This is a genomic window from Streptomyces sp. BHT-5-2, assembly GCF_019774615.1.
In the GTDB taxonomy this organism is placed as follows: domain Bacteria; phylum Actinomycetota; class Actinomycetes; order Streptomycetales; family Streptomycetaceae; genus Streptomyces.
The window spans coordinates 3,882,007-3,898,233 of the sequence record NZ_CP081496.1; the positions used below are offsets into that span (position 1 = coordinate 3,882,007).

A 16,227-nucleotide genomic window follows, 5' to 3' on the forward strand; every position below is an offset into this window, starting at 1 on the left:
CCCGTCAGCGGTTGTCAAGCTCGCTTTACAGGAGGGCGGAGCTCGCATGCCCCTCGGGCCCTGCGCTCACCGCCCTGCCGGTCGTCCCCGTCACCACTCACCGGCGTTTCGCGGCGCTGTGATCGACAGGCGCTGTCCGAACTCTGGTTCTGGCTCAGCTTCTGCCGAAGTTGAGCCAGAACCAGATCTGGACTTCCAAGCCCTCCCGGCCACTCGGCGCGCAGGCCAAGCTGACACGGGCAACGACCGGCCTCACGTCGCTGTGTACGGCCGTTCCCGTGGTCGGTGGAGGCACTGGAGGTGGGACCGTACAGGGGAGACCGGCGGCGTGCCTGCCAGGGCCGCCGGCCGGACTCACCCAGGAGGCCGTCGAGTACTGCGGATGCTGACGCTGGAGCGTCTGATCGGCCGACAGCAGACCGACGCGCCGCATTCGAGGAGATCCTCGCCGCCCAACTCGCCCACATCGAGACCCGGATCCCCTGACACGCCGGCCAATGCTGCCGTCAGCCGGCCTGCCCCATCAGCTGATTGAGCGGCCCCGCGCCGCGTTCCGAAACGATCAGTCAGGCATGGCGGACCATCCACGGGCGCGATCGTGCCAAATTCCGACGTCAACGACCCGCCTCTGATGAGGAGTTGAGCGTCAACCCGATGCCCGCACCCCCCATGACCTCGGGTTCGTGATTCTTCATGGTCGGCTGAAAAACCTCCAGCGGGGTCAAACTCACGTTTGAGGGCACCTTGATCACTTAATCTTGCTGCAATGTTGCCGAAATACTAGGGAATTGGCTGATCAGGGCCCCAACGGAGACGACGCACGGTGAAATTGGAGATGTTAGCTCCGCTTAGCTGCGGGCAGACACGACGCTGGCCGGTGCCCGTATCGATCGCTTAGCATCTCAATGTCCGCCGCCCTGCCAGTAACCACGGCAGGATTAGCGGACCCGCAACTTCATACCGCAGACGACATAAGGTTTCCGGAATTCACGGCGACAAGAAGCGGCCGCCCCCTCTCGACCACCTCCGTCATTCACCGACAGGGAGAAGTATGTCCATGGTAGGCACCAAGGTGCCGCAAGTGCCGGAACAGTCGGCCCGGTTCGCCGAGATCCTCAAGCGGCTCATCGAGAAGTCGGTGGACGGTTACTACAACCCGTATCGCGAGTTCGACTGGCCCGACTCACTGCCCGAGCAGATGTCGTGGATGAGCGACGACCTGATGTCCACCTACGGCACCGAGGTCGCCGAGGAGTTGACGACCGAGGAGCGCCAGCGGCTGTCCCGTTGGGAGAGCATCAATTTCTACAGCCTCAACGTCGAGGGAATCCGCGAGCTCCTCATCGAGGTCGTCAAACGCATCCACACGACGGGCTTCGAACTGCCCTCGGACTTCTTCCACCACTTCGTCGGCGAAGAGAACGAACACATGTGGTTCTTCGCCGAGTTCTGCCTCCGGTACGGAAACAAGATCTACACCGGGCCGAAACTCAACTCCATTCCGCACGACGACGCCCAGGTGGAGAACTTCCTGGTGTTCTCCAGGATCCTGCTCTTCGAGGAGATAGTCGACTTCTACAACATGCGGATGGCCGCCGACGACTCCCTGCACGAGACCATCCGCAAGGTCAACCGGGTGCACCACGAGGACGAGTCCCGGCACATCGCGTTCGGCCGCGAGCTGGTCTCGATGCTCTACTCGGAGCTGGCGAAGACCATGACCGACCAGCAGCGCCAGGAGATCGAGCAGTACCTGAAGCGATACATCGTCTTCAGCCTCCGCTCCTTCTACAACCCGCAGGTCTACCGCGACGCGCGGATCGAAAAGCCACTGGAGTTCCGCGAGCGGCTGGTCTCCGACCCGGGCCGCCGCGACCTGGAACGCAAGGTGGTGCGCAAGCCGATGTCCTTCATGGTCAAGTCGGGGATCTTCGCCGACGACCTGCTGCCGGCCATCTGAACCGGGCGAAGGAGGTCTGCATGGAAACGAACGGTCTCGCCTTCCTGCGCAGCGGCGAAGCCACACTCCTACGCCGTCTGGACGACATGTTCGAGCGGTGGGGCACCGAGGACGGCGCCGCACCGGTCATCGGAGCACCGCTGCTGCCGGTGGCCGAGCTCGCGAAACTCGACTACTACCAGAACTTCCCGCAGCAGGCGCTGGTGGTCAGCGCACTGGACCTGGAGCGCCGCCCGCAGGGCCAGGACGCCTCTGCCATCGAGGCGTTCCCCTCGGAGCAGCTGCAGAGCGCGGAGATCGCCCTGCCGTCGGCCACCTGCTATGCGGTCTACCTTGGGCTGGAGGGCACCAGCCTGCCGGGCAACACCCTGATCACCCTGGTCGGCCGCTGCTTCCGCCGGGAGGAGCGGTACACCGGGCTGCGCAGGCTGCTCGGCTTCCACATGCGGGAGATCGTGGCCCTGGGCGAGCAGGAGTTCGTCGAGGAACACATCGACCGTTTCTCGTCGCGCATCCTGCGGTTCGCCAAGGTGCTGGACCTGCCGTTGCGCAAGGAGGCGGCGACCGACCCGTTCTTCGACGGCGAGGGCCCGCGGGCACTGCTGCAACGCATCGCGCCGGTCAAGTACGAGTTCCTGGCCGGGGAACTCGCCATCGCGTCGGTGAACAAGCACCGCAACTTCTTCGGCGAGCGCTGCACCATCCAACTCGCCGACAGCGGGCGGCCGGTGTTCACCAGTTGCGCCGCGTTCGGCCTGGAGCGGTGGCTCGCCGTGCTGCACGACCGCTACGGCGACTGGGAGGCGGCCAACGAAGCCGTCGCGAAGGCAGACCAGGCACTGACATCAGCCGCAACCACCGAAGGAACCTCACATGCACTCTGAACGGGAACAGCTCAAGCAGTGGATCCTGGCCCGCCACCCGGAGACACCCGACATAGACCCGGACCTCGACATCCTGGAGAACCGGCTCATCGACTCCCTCGCCTTCATCGAGTTCATGCTTCTGGTCTCCCGGCTCAGCGGCGAGGAGATCGACATGGAGACCCTGGACATCGACGACTTCCGCACTCTGCGGCGGATCGAGGAGCGGTACTTCCGGGCAGGCGTGGCGTGACCGCACCTGCCGTCGAGACCGTCCCCGAGCGGTTGCTGCGGGCCGAGCGCGAGACCCTGCTGCCCAAGCTGCGCGACCTGCCGTCGGACATGCTCCAGCGGGGCACCGCGTGCCCGGCGTGGACGGTGCGCGACGTGGTGGCGCACTGCGCGGCGGCCCTGGTGGGGCTCACCGCCGGCGCGGCGTACCGGGCGAGCCACGACCAGAACCGGCGGGATGTCGAGGAGCGCCGGGACTGGCCGTTCGCCGACGTGCTGGAGGAGTTCGAGCGCGGTCTGACGGTGGCCGGCCCCGCGATCCGCGCGGCCGGTGGCACCAAGGACCTGGCGGCCCTGGGCACGTGGATCCACGGTGGCGACGTGCGGGAAGCACTGGGGATGTCCGACGCGTACCGCAGCGCGGGGGCGTCGGAGGCCCTGGAGTCGCTCGCCGGATGCGCCCGGGTGGTCGCCACCCCTCGGGTGCACGTCACGCTCGACGACCGGGAACTGGTCCTCGGTTCACCGGTCGAGGACCGGGAACCGGCGCGGCTCCACACCGATGTCCCCACCCTTTTCCGGCTCTACACCGGGCGGCCGGCCGCCCCGGATCGCTACCGGCTGGCCGGAGCCCGGCCGGAGGAACTCATCAGCGCGGAATGGTAGGTCGGTTCGGCAATGCTCTACCTTGACGATTTTCACGTGGGGGACGTGTTCGACCTGGGCAAGGTCGTGGTCACCGAGAAGGAGATCCTCGACTTCGGCCGCGCCTATGACCCGCAGGTCTTCCACACCGACCCGGAGCAGGCTCGGGACTCCGCCTTCGGCGGCCTGGTGGCCAGCGGCTGGCTGACGGCCTCGCTGTTCATGCGACGGTACGTCGAGGAGATCCTGAACCGGTCCGCCGGGGAGGGCTCTCCAGGGGTGGACGAGATGCGCTTCCACCATCCGGTACGGCCCGGCGACGTGTTGCAGGCCCGCTTGACGGTGCTGGGCATCTCCCCGGTGCTCGGTCGCCGCGGTTCCGGCATCGTCCGCCCCCGTTGCGAACTGCTGGACCCGCAGGGATCCGCGGCCTTCAGCATGGTCCTGCACAGCATCTTCCGACGCCGTGATGTCTGAGAACACCGGCACACCACCTCGACAGACGGAGAGCAGTGACGCATGGAATCGGTGAACCAGACCATGGAACCAGTTTCCAAGACCGCGCAGTGGACCGCCGCCGCGCGGGCGATGGAGTCCGAACGCCCGGACCGCATCTTCCACGACCCCTACGCGCGGCTGGTCGCCGGTGAGACCGGCTTCGCACTGCTCGAACGCTACGCCGGCTCCGCAGTCGTCCCGTTCGTGCTGGTGCGCAGCCGGTACATGGACGACGCCATCGTGCGCACCGTCCGCGAGCGCGGCATCCGCCAGGTGGTGCTGGTGGCCGCCGGGATGGACATGCGGGCCGTCCGGCTGACCTGGCCCGAGGGCGTCACGCTCTACGAACTGGACCGGCCGGCGCTGCTGGAGACCAAGGCGGCGCTGCTGGCCGAGAACCCGCCGCAGACTTCGCAGGGAGCCGTCAGCCGCTGCCAGGCGGTACCGGTCGACCTGGCCGCCGAATGGCAGGACGAGCTGCGCGCCGCGGGATTCGACGCCGGGCAGCCGACCCTGTGGGTGGCCGAGGGGCTGTTCTTCTTCCTGCCCGAGGACGTGGTACGCGGCCTGTTGGGTTCGCTGCGTGAGCTGTCCGCGCCGGAGTCCGTCCTGATCGGCGACATGACCAGCCGGGCCACCCTCAAGAACCCGCTCGCCAAGCGCTTCATGCAGGTACTGATGGAGGACGGCAACCCCTGGCTGTTCGGCACCGACGAGCCGGAGGAGTTCCTGGAGTCCTGCGGCTGGGCGACCAAGGAACTCCTCCAGCCCGGTGAGGAGGGCGCGGCCTTCGACCGCTGGCCGTATCCGGTGCCGGCGCGCTCGGTGCCCAACGTGCCGCGGTCCTTCGTGTTCACCGCCGGGGTGAAGCCCGCATGACGTACGCCGGACCCGCGCAGCCCCCGGTCGGCCGGGTGGACCGGGTGCTGGCGATCGCGGCGCACCCGGACGACACGGACTTCAAGGCGGGCGGCACCGTCGCACACTGGACCGCGGCCGGCACCGAGGTGTCCTATCTGGTGCTGACCGACGGAGCGGCCGGGGGTGAGGACCCGGCCGTGCCCCGCGCCGAACTGGCCGCCGTCCGGGAGGCGGAACAGCGTGCCGCCGCGGACGCCCTCGGTGTCAAGGAGGTCGTCTTCCTGGGCCTGCCCGACGGGGAGTTGACGGTCGGCCTGGAACTGCGGCGGGAGATCACCCGGGTGATCCGACGGGTCCGCCCGCAACGGGCGCTGATCCAGAGTCCGGAGATCAACTGGGACTTCCTGCCGGACATCCATCCCGACCACCGTGCCGCGGGCGAGGCAGCGCTGGCGGCGCTCTACCCGGACGCCCGCAACCCGCGCGCCTACCCGGAGCTGCTGTCCGAGGGACTGCGGCCGTGCGTCGTCCCGGAGATCTGGGTGATGACCTCGCCGCGCCCCGACACCTGGGTCGACGTCACCGACGTGTTCGACCGCAAGCTGGCCGCACTGCGCGCCCACACGTCGCAGACCGCCCACCGTGCGGACCTGGCGGACGGCATACGTTCCCGGTTGCGTGGGCAGGCCACGGCGGGTGGTCTGGCGGACGGCCGGCTGGCCGAGGCGTTCCAGGTGATACGTACCGAACAGGCTGCCCAGCCTGCCGACAGCACCCGTTGAGGAGGGTTCCTTGCCGATTTCGAAGCTTCTGGGCGGCATCCTGGTGATGGTGATCTGGGGGGTCAACTTCGCCGTCATCGACATCGGGTTACGGTCGTTCGACCCCTATCTGCTGGCCTCACTGCGGTTCCTGCTCGCGGCCGTGCCCGCGGTGTTCTTCTTCAAACGCCCCCAAGTGCCGTGGCGTTACATCGCGTTGTACGGGCTCTTCTTCGGCATAGGACAGTTCGGGCTGCTCTTCGCCGGGATGCACTTCGGGTTCTCCGCCGGGCTCGCCTCGGTGGTGATGCAGCTCCAGGCGTTCTGGACCATCGGGCTGGCGGCGGCCGTGCTGCGCGAGCGGGTCGTTCCGCGTCAGCTCACCGGCGTGGTGGTGGCGGCCATCGGTATCGCGTTGATCATAGGGATCACCGACGGGTCGGTCACCGCCGTCGGCGCAGTGCTGGTGATCGGCGCGTCGTTGTCGTGGGCCATGGCCAACATCGTCATCAAGAAGGCACACCCGAGCGACGCGCTGTCCTTCACGGTGTGGGCGAGCCTCATCCCGCCGATCCCGATGTTCCTGCTCTCGCTGGGCGTCAACGGCTGGGGTTCGATCACCCACTCCTTCGACCACATGGGCTGGGCGGGCATCGGATCGCTCGCCTACATGGTGTACCCGACGATCCTCTTCGGCTTCACTCTGTGGGGTCATCTGCTGCGCAACTACAAGACCTCCCACGTGGCCCCGTTGTCGCTGCTCGTGCCGGTCTTCGGGATGGCCTCCTCGATACTGATCCTCGGCGAGCCGCTGGGCACGCTGAAGGCCGTCGCGATCGCGCTGGTCATCCTTGGACTGGTCATCAACCAGTTCGACCTGGTCGGCCGGTTGAAGGCACGTTGGCAGGCCGCCCCGGCCGTGCCCGCGGAAGGCGAAGTCACCGGCGGCGACTCGGCCGCCAGCACCACGAGAGCGAGTTGACCCAGATGCACAGCCGCCTGCTGACCGATGACGCCCCCCGGACGTTCGCCGTCGTCTTCGACCAGGACGAGGACGTGCTCCCCGTACTGGAGGAGTTCGCCACCGCCCACTCGGTGGCCGGGGCCTCGTTCACCGGGATCGGTGCCTTCCGCGACGCCGCGCTCTCGCTCTTCGACCCGGAGAGCAGGACGCACGTCCCGATCCCGGTCACCGAGCACACCGAGGTGCTCAGCCTGACCGGCAACATCGCGCTCAAGGACGGGCAGCCCTCCGTCCACATGCACGCGGTGCTCGGCCGCCGGGACGGCTCGACCGTCGGCGGCCATGTGCAACGGGCCACGGTGCGGCCGACGTTGGAGGTCGTGGTCACCGAGTTCCCGAGCCCGTTGACCAGGCGCCTGGACGAGGCGCGCGGGCTGCCCGTCATCGATCTGGACGCGGATCGCTAGACCATGGCGGCGGGAGGGGAACACGCGATGCGGCTGGCCGTGATCGGCGGCGGGGCGGCGGCGGTCAGTCTGCTGGACAGCATGCTGCGCCTCTTCGAGGGCGAGGAGAGGCGCTGTGACATCACCGTGTACGAGGGGTCGGCCAATCTGGCCACCGGCCGCGCCTACCGCCCGGACCTGGACTGCGCCCTGGTCAACCGGGAGGCCGGCTACATGTCGGTACGGTGCGCGGATCGGGGCCACTTCCTGCGCTGGCTGCACCGTGAACCGCGGTACCAGGACACCTCGTACGCGTCACTGCCGGTGGACTCCTACGTTCCACGCCGGATCTACGGCGAGTACCTGACGGCCCACCTGAAGACCTGCCGCGCCGATGCCGAGCGGCGTGGCTGGACGGTGCGGGTCGTACCGGAGTTCGCCGTCGAGGCGAAGGCGACCGCCGACGATGTGATGGTCCGCAGCGCACGCGGCGTCAGCCACTTCGACCGCGTGGTGCTGTGTCTGGGAACCGGCGAGCCCGCCGACCCCTACCTGCTGACCGGCGCCCCCGGCTTCCACCCGGACCCCTACCCGCTGCGCTCGGTACTGCCCGCGATAGCCGCCGACGCCCACGTCCTGGTGCTGGGCACCGGCCTGTCAGGAGTGGACGTCGCCCTCGCCCTGCTGCGTTCCGGACACCACGGGCCGATCACCATGACCTCTCGACACGGCCTGCTGCCCGGGGTGCGGGCCACCCAACGCACTTATGAACTCAGCCACTTGACGCCGGATGCGGTGCGGCGCCGGGTGGCGCGCGACGGTGCGCTGCGGGTGCAGGACACCTTGCGGCTGCTGCGCGACGAGCTGACAGCAGCCGGCGTGGACCTCCGCGCGCTCACCGCGGACCGGCCGGCGGCGGAGCGGCTGCGCGAGGACCTCTCCCGGCTCGACCACAACGCCTGCCAGGCAGCAGTGGGGGCGATGATGCACCAGGCGCGGGAACCCGTCTGGTGCGCCATGTCGGACGTCGGCCGGCGGCTGTTCCTGAGCCGGTTCCATGCGCTGAGCAAACCGCTGTACAACCCGATGCCGCCGCCCACCGCCAAGGCGCTGCTGGACGCCATGGACAGCGGCCAGTTGGCCGTACGGCCCCGAACGGCCGGCGTCACCGCCCGCGCGGGCGGCGGGTTCACCCTGGAGGACGGCGGCGGACGGCTGACGGGGGTGGACACGGTGGTCGACGCCACCCGTTCCGGGCTCGCCGTCACCGGTAGCCGGGCGGAGCCCTTCGTCGACTCCCTCACCGGGTCCGGTCTGGCCGTCCGCAACCCGCTGGGCGGCCTGCGCATCGACGTCGCCGGCAACGCACTGCGTGCCGTCGTTCCCGAAGACGTCCCGCGCTTCTTCGCACTGGGCGACATAGCCTCCGGCGACCTCTTCTACGCGGGCAGCATGTACATGATCAACGTGCGGGCCGAGATGATCGCCCGCGCCCTCGCCCATGCCCCTGCCCCTGCCCCTGCCCCTGCCCCTGCCCCTCCCCCGAACGGCAGGAGTTGAGGGAGCGGACGCCCTGCCTCTCCGCCGATTCACCGCCCCGGCGCCTCCGCTGTCCCCGTCGGCGAATCCAGCCGCAGGAGCCGCCCGGCCGACACCACCGGCCACACGTTTCCATATGCTGCCTGGCGACACCTACCCGTAGCCCGTCACCACTGCCCAAGCACGCAACTGGAAGTTCCACCGCCATGAACATCAGCAAGCTGAACGAGTTCTCCCATGCCTGGGAAGAGGTCCGCGAAAACTACGACACCCTCTCCAACGACGAGTACGACGCAGGGGTCCTTGAATGCTCCACACGCCTTGCCGCGGACCCGAGTGGCGAGTTGGCGTATGCCTGGACAATCGGCCTGGTGCTGATGGCCCCCTACCTGGCCTATGCGATCGACGACACCGGCAAGCCGGAGGCCCTGGCCGCACTGCGGGCCACCGACGGCGCGCTGCGCGACCGTACCTGCCCGCACGATGAACACCCCTACGCGGAGCACGAGGAGGAATTCGACCTCGACCTCGCCGAGCAGCTCCGCGGCTTGGCGGACCCGACGGCGGACTGGGACGAGGACCACTCCCGAGAGACCTGGCGCTGTCCGCGGAACGTCGCCGGCTTCGCCCGCATCGCCACCGACATCATCGAACCCGGCTCCGCCCAGGACGTTCCGCCCCGCCTGCCGGTCGACACCGAAAACACCATCAAAACGCTCTCCGCGGTGCTCCACGGCTATCCGGATCCGGGAACCGACCTCGCATGGGCACTCACTTCCCCCGCCCTCGATCTGCGGGGCGCCACCACAGAGGATCGCCCAGGGCACCTGCTGACCGTCCGAGCCGTCGGTTTCTACGCCGGATCCGACATGTGGGAGGACATCTCCGTACTCGACGAACTGATCGACGCTCTGGAGCAGGCCCTGCCCCACTACGCGGACGCGACGTGCGACCACGTCCAGCACCCTGAACTGCCCCAACCGGCCCCGGGCCTCGCCGAACTCGGCATCAAGCTCGCCACGGCCGGGGGCCGCGCCCGATACGAGCGCAACCGCTACGAGGACGGGGCTCCGCTGGAGGCCCTCCTGTGCCCAGCCGTCCTCGCCGACCTCGCCACCGACTCGCTGGACCGCCTCCGCGCACGACGCGCGTGGCTCGACTCCCACCGCACCCCGTCCACCGCCCAGGTCGACAGCTAGGGCGCGTGTCGAGTCGTGATCCATTGCCGACCCGCGGTCGGCACGAACGCGAGCGGTCGGCACTTGCGGTCGGCGGCCAGATCGCCGTCCATGTCTCAAAGGCCGCCTCGCAAATGACCCCGTGCTGCCACGGCCTCTAATCGGCATGTTTGGATGTGTTGGTGATTGTTAACGCACAGGAAACATCCGAGTCGCGAATATACATTGACCGCATTCTGGAGCATTGGAACAAGGACGAGGACGCCGAGGCGCTCGTCCAGGGGGCGCAACGACTGACCAGGGGGGAAGCTCGGCGGCAGCTGTTCAGGCTGGGGCATGCGCTGCGCGGGCAGGGGCTCGCGCCCGGCGACGGTGTGGGGCTGTTTTTGGCCAACCGCGTGGACTCCGTCCTCGTGCAGCTCGCCGTCCATCTCATCGGCTGTCGCGTCGTGTTCCTGCCGCCCGAGCCAGGGCCCGGCGAGCTCGCCGCGCTGGTCGAGCAGTCCCGGGCGCGCGCCGTGGTCACCGACCCGACCTTCGCACAACGGGCCGCCGACGCGGCCGGCCGCAGCATCCACGCCCCCGTGCTGCTCAGCCTCGGGCCCTGTGAGCAGCAGTGCGCGGACCTGCTGGCCCTGGCCGCCGAGTGCCCGGCCGTGCGCCCGGAGGGCGTGCCCGCCCCGGGAGCGGATGAGGCCGTCACCGTCCTCTACACCGGCGGCACCCTGGGCCGTCCCAAGCTGGCCGCGCACAGCCACCGGCTCTACAACATGCTGGTGGACCTGGTCGATGACGCCCAGCAGGAATCCGGCTCCGCGTTCTTCCCGAACATGGACCAGGGCACGGACAGGGTGCTCGCCGCCACACTGCTCACGCACGGCAGCGGCCACCTCACCTCGCTCCAGGCTCTGGTGACGGGGTCCGCCCTCGTCGTGCTGCCCGAGTTCGAAGCGGGCGCGGCGTTGGCGGTGCTGCGCGAGGAGCGCATCACCGCGACGATGTTCGTACCGCCCATGCTCTACGCGTTGCTCGACCACCCGGAGTGCAAGCCGGGCGTCCTGCCCGCGCTGCGGCGGATCGTCGTCGGCGGCGCGGCCACGTCGCCCAGTCGGCTACAGCAGACGGTCGAGGTGTTCGGACCCGTGCTCAGCCAGGGCTACGGGCAGTCGGAGGCGCTCGGAATCACCGCCTTCGGTGCGGAGGACCTCGCCTCGGAGGCAGCCCGGCGCCCCGAGCTCTGGCGCAGCTGCGGTCGTGCGATAGCTGATGCCGAGATCGAGATCCGTGCCGAAGACAGCACGGAGGCACTGCCTGCCAGGCAGGTCGGCGAGGTGTGCGTCCATGGCGAGACGGTGATGCTGGGCTACTTCGAGGACCCGGAGCGCACCGCTGCGGCGCTGCAGGACGGCTGGCTGCGCACCGGGGACATGGGGTACCTCGACGCCGAGGGGTACCTCTACCTCGTCGACCGGGCCAAGGACATCATCGTCACCGGCAGCACCAGCGACAACGTGTACTCGAGGGTGCTGGAGGACTTCCTCCTCACGCTGCCCGGTGTGCGCAACGCGGCGGCGGTGGGGATGCCGGACGAGGAGTACGGGGAGGCCGTGCAGATCTTCCTGGCCACGGCCGAGGGTGCTGACGTCGACCCGGAGGCGGTCGCCGCGGCGGTTACCGCCGAGTTGGGCGAGCTGTACACGCCACGGGAGACAGTGCTGATGGATCAGCTGCCGACAACCAAGGTGGGCAAGGTCGACAAGAAGGCGCTGCGCGCCGCGTGGACGAGCGGCGCCCTGCGCACGCCGTAGGTTCACCTCGTCCTTCCGCCCTTTCCGCCCTTTCGGCGGGAAGGGCGGAAGGACAGCGCCGCCGAACTGCGCCGAACGTAGGCCATCCGTCTGGGTGTTGCGCCACCGGGGTCCGTGGGGCCAAGGTGTGAGGCTCACTGCGTGTTGTCGACAGCGGTGTGCGGCGGCAGGGGGGTTGCTTTGGGGTCGGGAACAGCATCGCCGGACGAGGGTGGGGTCGGCGGGGACGCGGCCAGGGTGCGTGATGTGGTCCGCGATGTCGTGGCGGCGGTGGCTGCTGAGGAGTTGCCCGTCGTGGACGCGCTGGCCGGGTTCGACGACGCGACTGTCTTGCAGCGGTTACGACGGCGGCGCCGTCGGCGGGAGCCACTGGGCTTCGGTCTGGACGAGGTCGCGGTGTTGGTGACCCCGGTGGTGTGGCTGGGAGTGGACCAGGCGGCCAGGCGGATCGCGGACAGCGCGGTGGACGGCGCGTCGAAGGGAGCGAAAGCCGTGCTGCGCAAGGTCTCGCGACGCCCTACCTCGCCCGTCGTGGTACCGCCGCTGACCCCCGCGCAGTTGGGCGAGGTGCGGCGGGCCATGCTGGAGATGGCCGTGCAGCGGGGCCTCGCGCAGGAGCAGGCGGTGGCGGTCGCCGACGCGGTGGTGGCCCGGCTGGCGGTGCCGGACGATGACCCGCAGGATCCCGGCGAACGCCCGCCACCCGAAGGCGAGGCGTGACGCGCGCGGCCCCCGCCCGGCCCAGGGTGGACGAGCGGGCGATGAGCGCGGGCACCACGATGCGGTTCGTGCTGCTGCTGGTGCTCATGGTGGTGGCCAGCGGCACGATGATCTTCGGGGTGCTTTCCGGCCTGAACAGGTCGAGTGGGTTGGGCTGCCTGCTGGCCGCCGGGGCGGATCCCAACCAGGGCACGGTGGCGGCCACGTCGACCAGCGTCATCACCCAGTCCGACGCGTACGACGCCTGCGAAGCACGCTTCAACTCGTCGCTGCCGTGGTGGCTGGGCCTGGCGTGGCCGGTCCTGCTGCTGGTGGTGGCCGGCGTACTGTTCGTCGGCCTGCCGGCGTGGAAGACGCGGCGTGGCCGGGTCGTCCCGCTGGAACTGGTCGACCGCGACGGCGCGTTCCGGCGGCTGCTGGCGGACCTGGTCGACGTGGCCGGCCTGACCCGCGCGCCGCGGTTCGTCGTCGATCCCACGGCGATCTCGGCCGGGGCGGTGGTGTTCGGGCGCGACCGGCGTGCCACGGTGTGCCTGCACGCCGGCCTGCTCGCCCGCAGGGCTGCCGACCCCGAGGGCTTCCGGGCCGTGCTGCTGCATGAACTGGCCCATGTCCGCAACCGCGATGTCACCATCGCCTACACCACGGTCGCCCTGTGGCGGGCGTTCCTCGTCCTGGCGCTCATGCCGTATCTGCTCTGGGCCGTCTACGGCCTCATCGACGGCCTGGGGTCGCCGTTCTGGCCCGGCGTGGGGCCGGTCGCGACCAGGAGCCTGCTGCTGCCGGTGTTGCTGGTGCCGCTGGTGTACCTCGCGCGGGCGGATGTGCTGCGCAGCCGGGAAGTCTATGCGGACCTGGCCGCGGTGCGCTGGGGCGCGGACCCCCGGGGCTGGGCGATCCCGGTCGCCGGCCGTGCCGGTGGCGCGTTGCGGCGGGCGGTCGGCTCGTTCGTCGAGTTGTGGCGAACCCACCCGCGATGGGATCTGCGCCGGGCGAGCCTGGACGACCCGGCTCAGTTGTTCGGCGCGAGCCCGCTGTCGATGTTCCTCACCGGGGCCGCCGCCATCGTGGTCAACTCCCAGATGTGGGACTACGTCGGACGGTTCAACCTGGTGGGTGCCTGGGCCTCCGGGACGATCGCGTTGGTCGCGGCGGCGTTGGTCACCGCAGTGGCCGGGACCGTGTTGTGCCGGGCCGTCGCCCACGCCATGGTCACCGGGAGCCGGGTGCCCTCCGGGGTGCGGGCCGGGCTGTGGTTGGGGGCCGGGATGGCGGTGGCGGAGTTCGGCGACGACCGCGTCGCGGTGTTGGAGTGGCTGCCCGACCAGCCCGAGGCGCTGCTGCTGCCGGTGCTCGCCGGTGCGGTGTTCGCATTGTGGACCACGCGGTGCGCCCGGCTGTGGCTGCGGGCGTGGCGGGGAGTCAGTAGCCGGACCGCGATGCTGATTGCCTTGGCCGGCGCCTTACTGGTGTTGTCCGGGTGGTTCTCCTGGTGGCAGCAGACCGGCGTGCAGCTGGCCTTCCAATGGCCCTTCAACGTCTCGGCGATGCGCGACGCGCTGACGCAGGGGCAGCCTCCTGGACAGGTCGCCGAGCACGCCGCCGCACTGTCGGTGATCGCCGGGGTGTCGTCGGTGCTGGGCACGTCGGCGGAGCTGCCCCTGGTCCCGACTGCGGCAGCGGCGATGTGGGTCGTGCCCCTGCTCGCCCAGCTTGCCCGGCCGGCCGTCGGCGCGCCTCGGTGGGCTCGCGACGCCGTGCGGGACGACGCGGACGGGTCCGTGCCCTGGGAGGCGTCGCCGCCCCTGCTACGCGCCGTGCGGCCCGGTCTGGCGGGCGGGGCGGTGGGCTGGGCCGTGGTCGTCGGTGTGATGGCGTGGACGCACACCTGGCAACCACCGCTCGGGCTGCGCGGCGTCGAGTACCTGATCTTCGAGGGATGGGGGCTGGTGGCCCTAACGATGGCTGCGGCCGTCGCCGCGGTGGCCGCGGACATCGCGGCCCGCGGCCACCGGCTGTCCGTGGCGCTCGTCGCGGCGGGGACGGCCGTGGTCACCGGGTACTGCGGGATGTTCGCGCTCACCTCGCTGGACGGGTGCGTTCCGTCGCTGACCGTCCTGCAACCGTCCTGCCAGTGGCGGCCCGTTGAGGCATGGCGGGACGCGCAGCCCATTCTGGGCCCGGCCCTCGTGCTCGGCGTGGCCGCCGCGGTCCTGGCGGCCGCCATCGGGGCGGCGGTCCGGGTCTGGTGGCGGCGCGGCACCACACCCCAGCGGGCCTCCGTACCCACAGGTGTGACGGGCACGCGGCTGGCCGTCCGCCGTGCCGGAGTCGGCTTGCTCTGCGCCACCGCCGTGGGCATCGCCGTGACCCAGGAGGCACTCCACGCGGGGCAACCCTCGTCGGCGCCCGCCGACGCGCACGCGCAGCTGCCTGCCCCGGTCGACCAGGCGCCGGCCCCACCTCAGGTCAAGAAACTGCAAGTGGCCGCGTGGTGGACGTACGGCGGCCAGGATTTCGCCGGCCACCGTCTCGGCCGGATCATGGGCGGCATGGGCAAGGTGCTGCGGGACGCCGCGACATCCCCTGACCCGAACGACCCCGACGGCGTTCTTTCCAGTCTGCGCCCGCTGTGCGCGGACCTCGGACAACTCACCCGGGACGCCCACGGATATTTCCGCGTCCCCGACCCGCAGGCGCAACGACTGTGGGCGACGTTCCTCACGCAGGCCGACAAAGGCAGCGCGGACTGCCTGGCGGCGCTGGACCAGCACGACCGCAGGCTGTTGAACTCGGCCACCCAACAGGAGATCCTCCACGCGGGCGCCGTCGGCGCGCAGGTCGCGACCTGGATCTCCAAGGTGGTCTCCGGTGACGGCTCGGCGAAGCCGCCCGGTACGGCTGGGCCCGACGGCGGGGCCGCCGCGCTCAGCGCCGCGGTCAAGAAGGCCATGGCGGGCAAGGGCAGCGTCAAACTCACCGCGCAGGTGAGCATGGGCAGCGTGAGTACGACCGACGAGCACTGCCTGATGCGCCTGCGGTCTGCAGCGGTCGCCATGGACTGCGTTGTGGCCACCAGCGCACTGGGCACGCAGTGGACGGCCCACATGATCGTGCTGCCCGACACCGCCTACCTCTCCATGCCGGACATGCTGCGGCTGCCCGGCGGCAAGCAGTGGGCCAAGCTCGGAGCGGACGGCAAGAACCCGATATCCGCGATGCTGGCTGAGTCGACGAAACGGCTGCAGAACTCCATGGACGTGAACGCGACGGTGCCGCCGGGCGCACAGATCGTCGGCGCAGCGAGAGAACAGGTCGACGGGAAGCCGACCACCCGCTTCGACATCGCCTACGACGTGCGGGCCGCGGCGGACGCCGCCACCAGCGACGTGGACAAGCAGTCCCTCCTGGCCCTGGCGCAATCCGGCGTCAGCACGGTGACCAGACAGCTATGGGTGGACGAGGCCAACCTGCCCGTGCAGATCGCCGGCACGGTGACACTGCCGCAGTACGGCCCGATGGCCACCAAAGTGAAGTTCACCGACTGGGACGTGCCGGCAGACATCCAGCCGCCACCGGCCGACCAGGTGGGTTCCATGCCGGGTGACTAGCCAGTCGTCGGTCCGGGTGAGCCGTCAACGGATGCGCTGAAGGCCGAGACCTCACATGGCCGTTCGCTCTCGGTGGTCTTCTCGATCTGGTGCCGATCTCCGACTCGGGCTCGGTTCTCCGAGTTGGGCTCGGTTCTCCGAG

14 protein-coding genes are annotated in these 16,227 nt (G+C 69.8%); all 14 read left to right on the forward strand.

From position 1 onward, the window contains the following. Positions 1 to 1,081 precede the first annotated feature (1,081 nt). The 14 genes from K2224_RS17365 (at position 1,082) to K2224_RS17430 (ending at position 16,085) form a co-directional block, all read left to right on the forward strand. Positions 1,082 to 1,960 (forward strand): diiron oxygenase, encoded by an 879-nt coding sequence (locus K2224_RS17365; RefSeq protein WP_260692725.1) that lies wholly within the window; start codon positions 1,082 to 1,084, stop codon positions 1,958 to 1,960. A 20-nt stretch (positions 1,961 to 1,980) separates the two neighbouring features. Beyond that, a complete protein-coding gene (locus K2224_RS17370; protein ID WP_221907403.1) occupies positions 1,981 to 2,844 on the forward strand; it encodes a hypothetical protein in 864 nt (287 codons plus the stop codon). Next, positions 2,834 to 3,076, forward strand: coding sequence for an acyl carrier protein (locus K2224_RS17375; RefSeq protein ID WP_221907405.1), 243 nt, complete (start codon positions 2,834 to 2,836; stop codon positions 3,074 to 3,076). Before K2224_RS17370 ends, K2224_RS17375 begins: the two co-directional genes overlap by 11 nt. Next, a complete protein-coding gene (locus tag K2224_RS17380; RefSeq protein WP_221907406.1) occupies positions 3,073 to 3,720 on the forward strand; it encodes a maleylpyruvate isomerase family mycothiol-dependent enzyme in 648 nt (215 codons plus the stop codon). Before K2224_RS17375 ends, K2224_RS17380 begins: the two co-directional genes overlap by 4 nt. A 36-nt stretch (positions 3,721 to 3,756) precedes the next feature. Continuing rightward, on the forward strand, positions 3,757 to 4,176 hold the full coding sequence (locus tag K2224_RS17385) for a MaoC/PaaZ C-terminal domain-containing protein (RefSeq protein ID WP_221907407.1): 420 nt from the start codon (positions 3,757 to 3,759) through the stop codon (positions 4,174 to 4,176). A gap of 42 nt (positions 4,177 to 4,218) precedes the next feature. Beyond that, positions 4,219 to 5,076 (forward strand): SAM-dependent methyltransferase, encoded by an 858-nt coding sequence (locus tag K2224_RS17390; protein WP_221907408.1) that lies wholly within the window; start codon positions 4,219 to 4,221, stop codon positions 5,074 to 5,076. Next, positions 5,073 to 5,840, forward strand: a complete 768-nt coding sequence (locus K2224_RS17395) for a PIG-L deacetylase family protein (RefSeq protein ID WP_221907409.1) — start codon at positions 5,073 to 5,075, stop codon at positions 5,838 to 5,840. The genes K2224_RS17390 and K2224_RS17395 overlap by 4 nt, the downstream gene beginning before the upstream one ends. A gap of 10 nt (positions 5,841 to 5,850) precedes the next feature. Then, the gene (locus K2224_RS17400; RefSeq protein WP_221907410.1) at positions 5,851 to 6,801 is read left to right on the forward strand and encodes an EamA family transporter; all 951 of its coding nucleotides are present in this window, start codon (positions 5,851 to 5,853) and stop codon (positions 6,799 to 6,801) included. Between the two features lie 5 nt (positions 6,802 to 6,806). Beyond that, entirely contained in the window at positions 6,807 to 7,250 is a 444-nt protein-coding gene (locus K2224_RS17405; RefSeq protein WP_260693475.1) for a PPC domain-containing DNA-binding protein, read from the forward strand. A 3-nt stretch (positions 7,251 to 7,253) separates the two neighbouring features. Then, a complete protein-coding gene (locus K2224_RS17410) occupies positions 7,254 to 8,789 on the forward strand; it encodes an FAD/NAD(P)-binding protein (RefSeq protein ID WP_221907412.1) in 1,536 nt (511 codons plus the stop codon). A gap of 185 nt (positions 8,790 to 8,974) precedes the next feature. Then, the gene (locus tag K2224_RS17415; RefSeq protein ID WP_221907414.1) at positions 8,975 to 9,967 is read left to right on the forward strand and encodes a hypothetical protein; all 993 of its coding nucleotides are present in this window, start codon (positions 8,975 to 8,977) and stop codon (positions 9,965 to 9,967) included. A gap of 161 nt (positions 9,968 to 10,128) precedes the next feature. Next, positions 10,129 to 11,754, forward strand: coding sequence for a class I adenylate-forming enzyme family protein (locus K2224_RS17420; protein ID WP_260692726.1), 1,626 nt, complete (start codon positions 10,129 to 10,131; stop codon positions 11,752 to 11,754). Positions 11,755 to 12,000: 246 nt separating this feature from the next. Further along, entirely contained in the window at positions 12,001 to 12,474 is a 474-nt protein-coding gene (locus tag K2224_RS17425; protein WP_260692727.1) for a hypothetical protein, read from the forward strand. After that, complete coding sequence (locus K2224_RS17430) at positions 12,471 to 16,085, forward strand: M56 family metallopeptidase (RefSeq protein WP_221907419.1); 3,615 nt, start codon at positions 12,471 to 12,473, stop codon at positions 16,083 to 16,085. Before K2224_RS17425 ends, K2224_RS17430 begins: the two co-directional genes overlap by 4 nt. Positions 16,086 to 16,227: the final 142 nt, after the last annotated feature.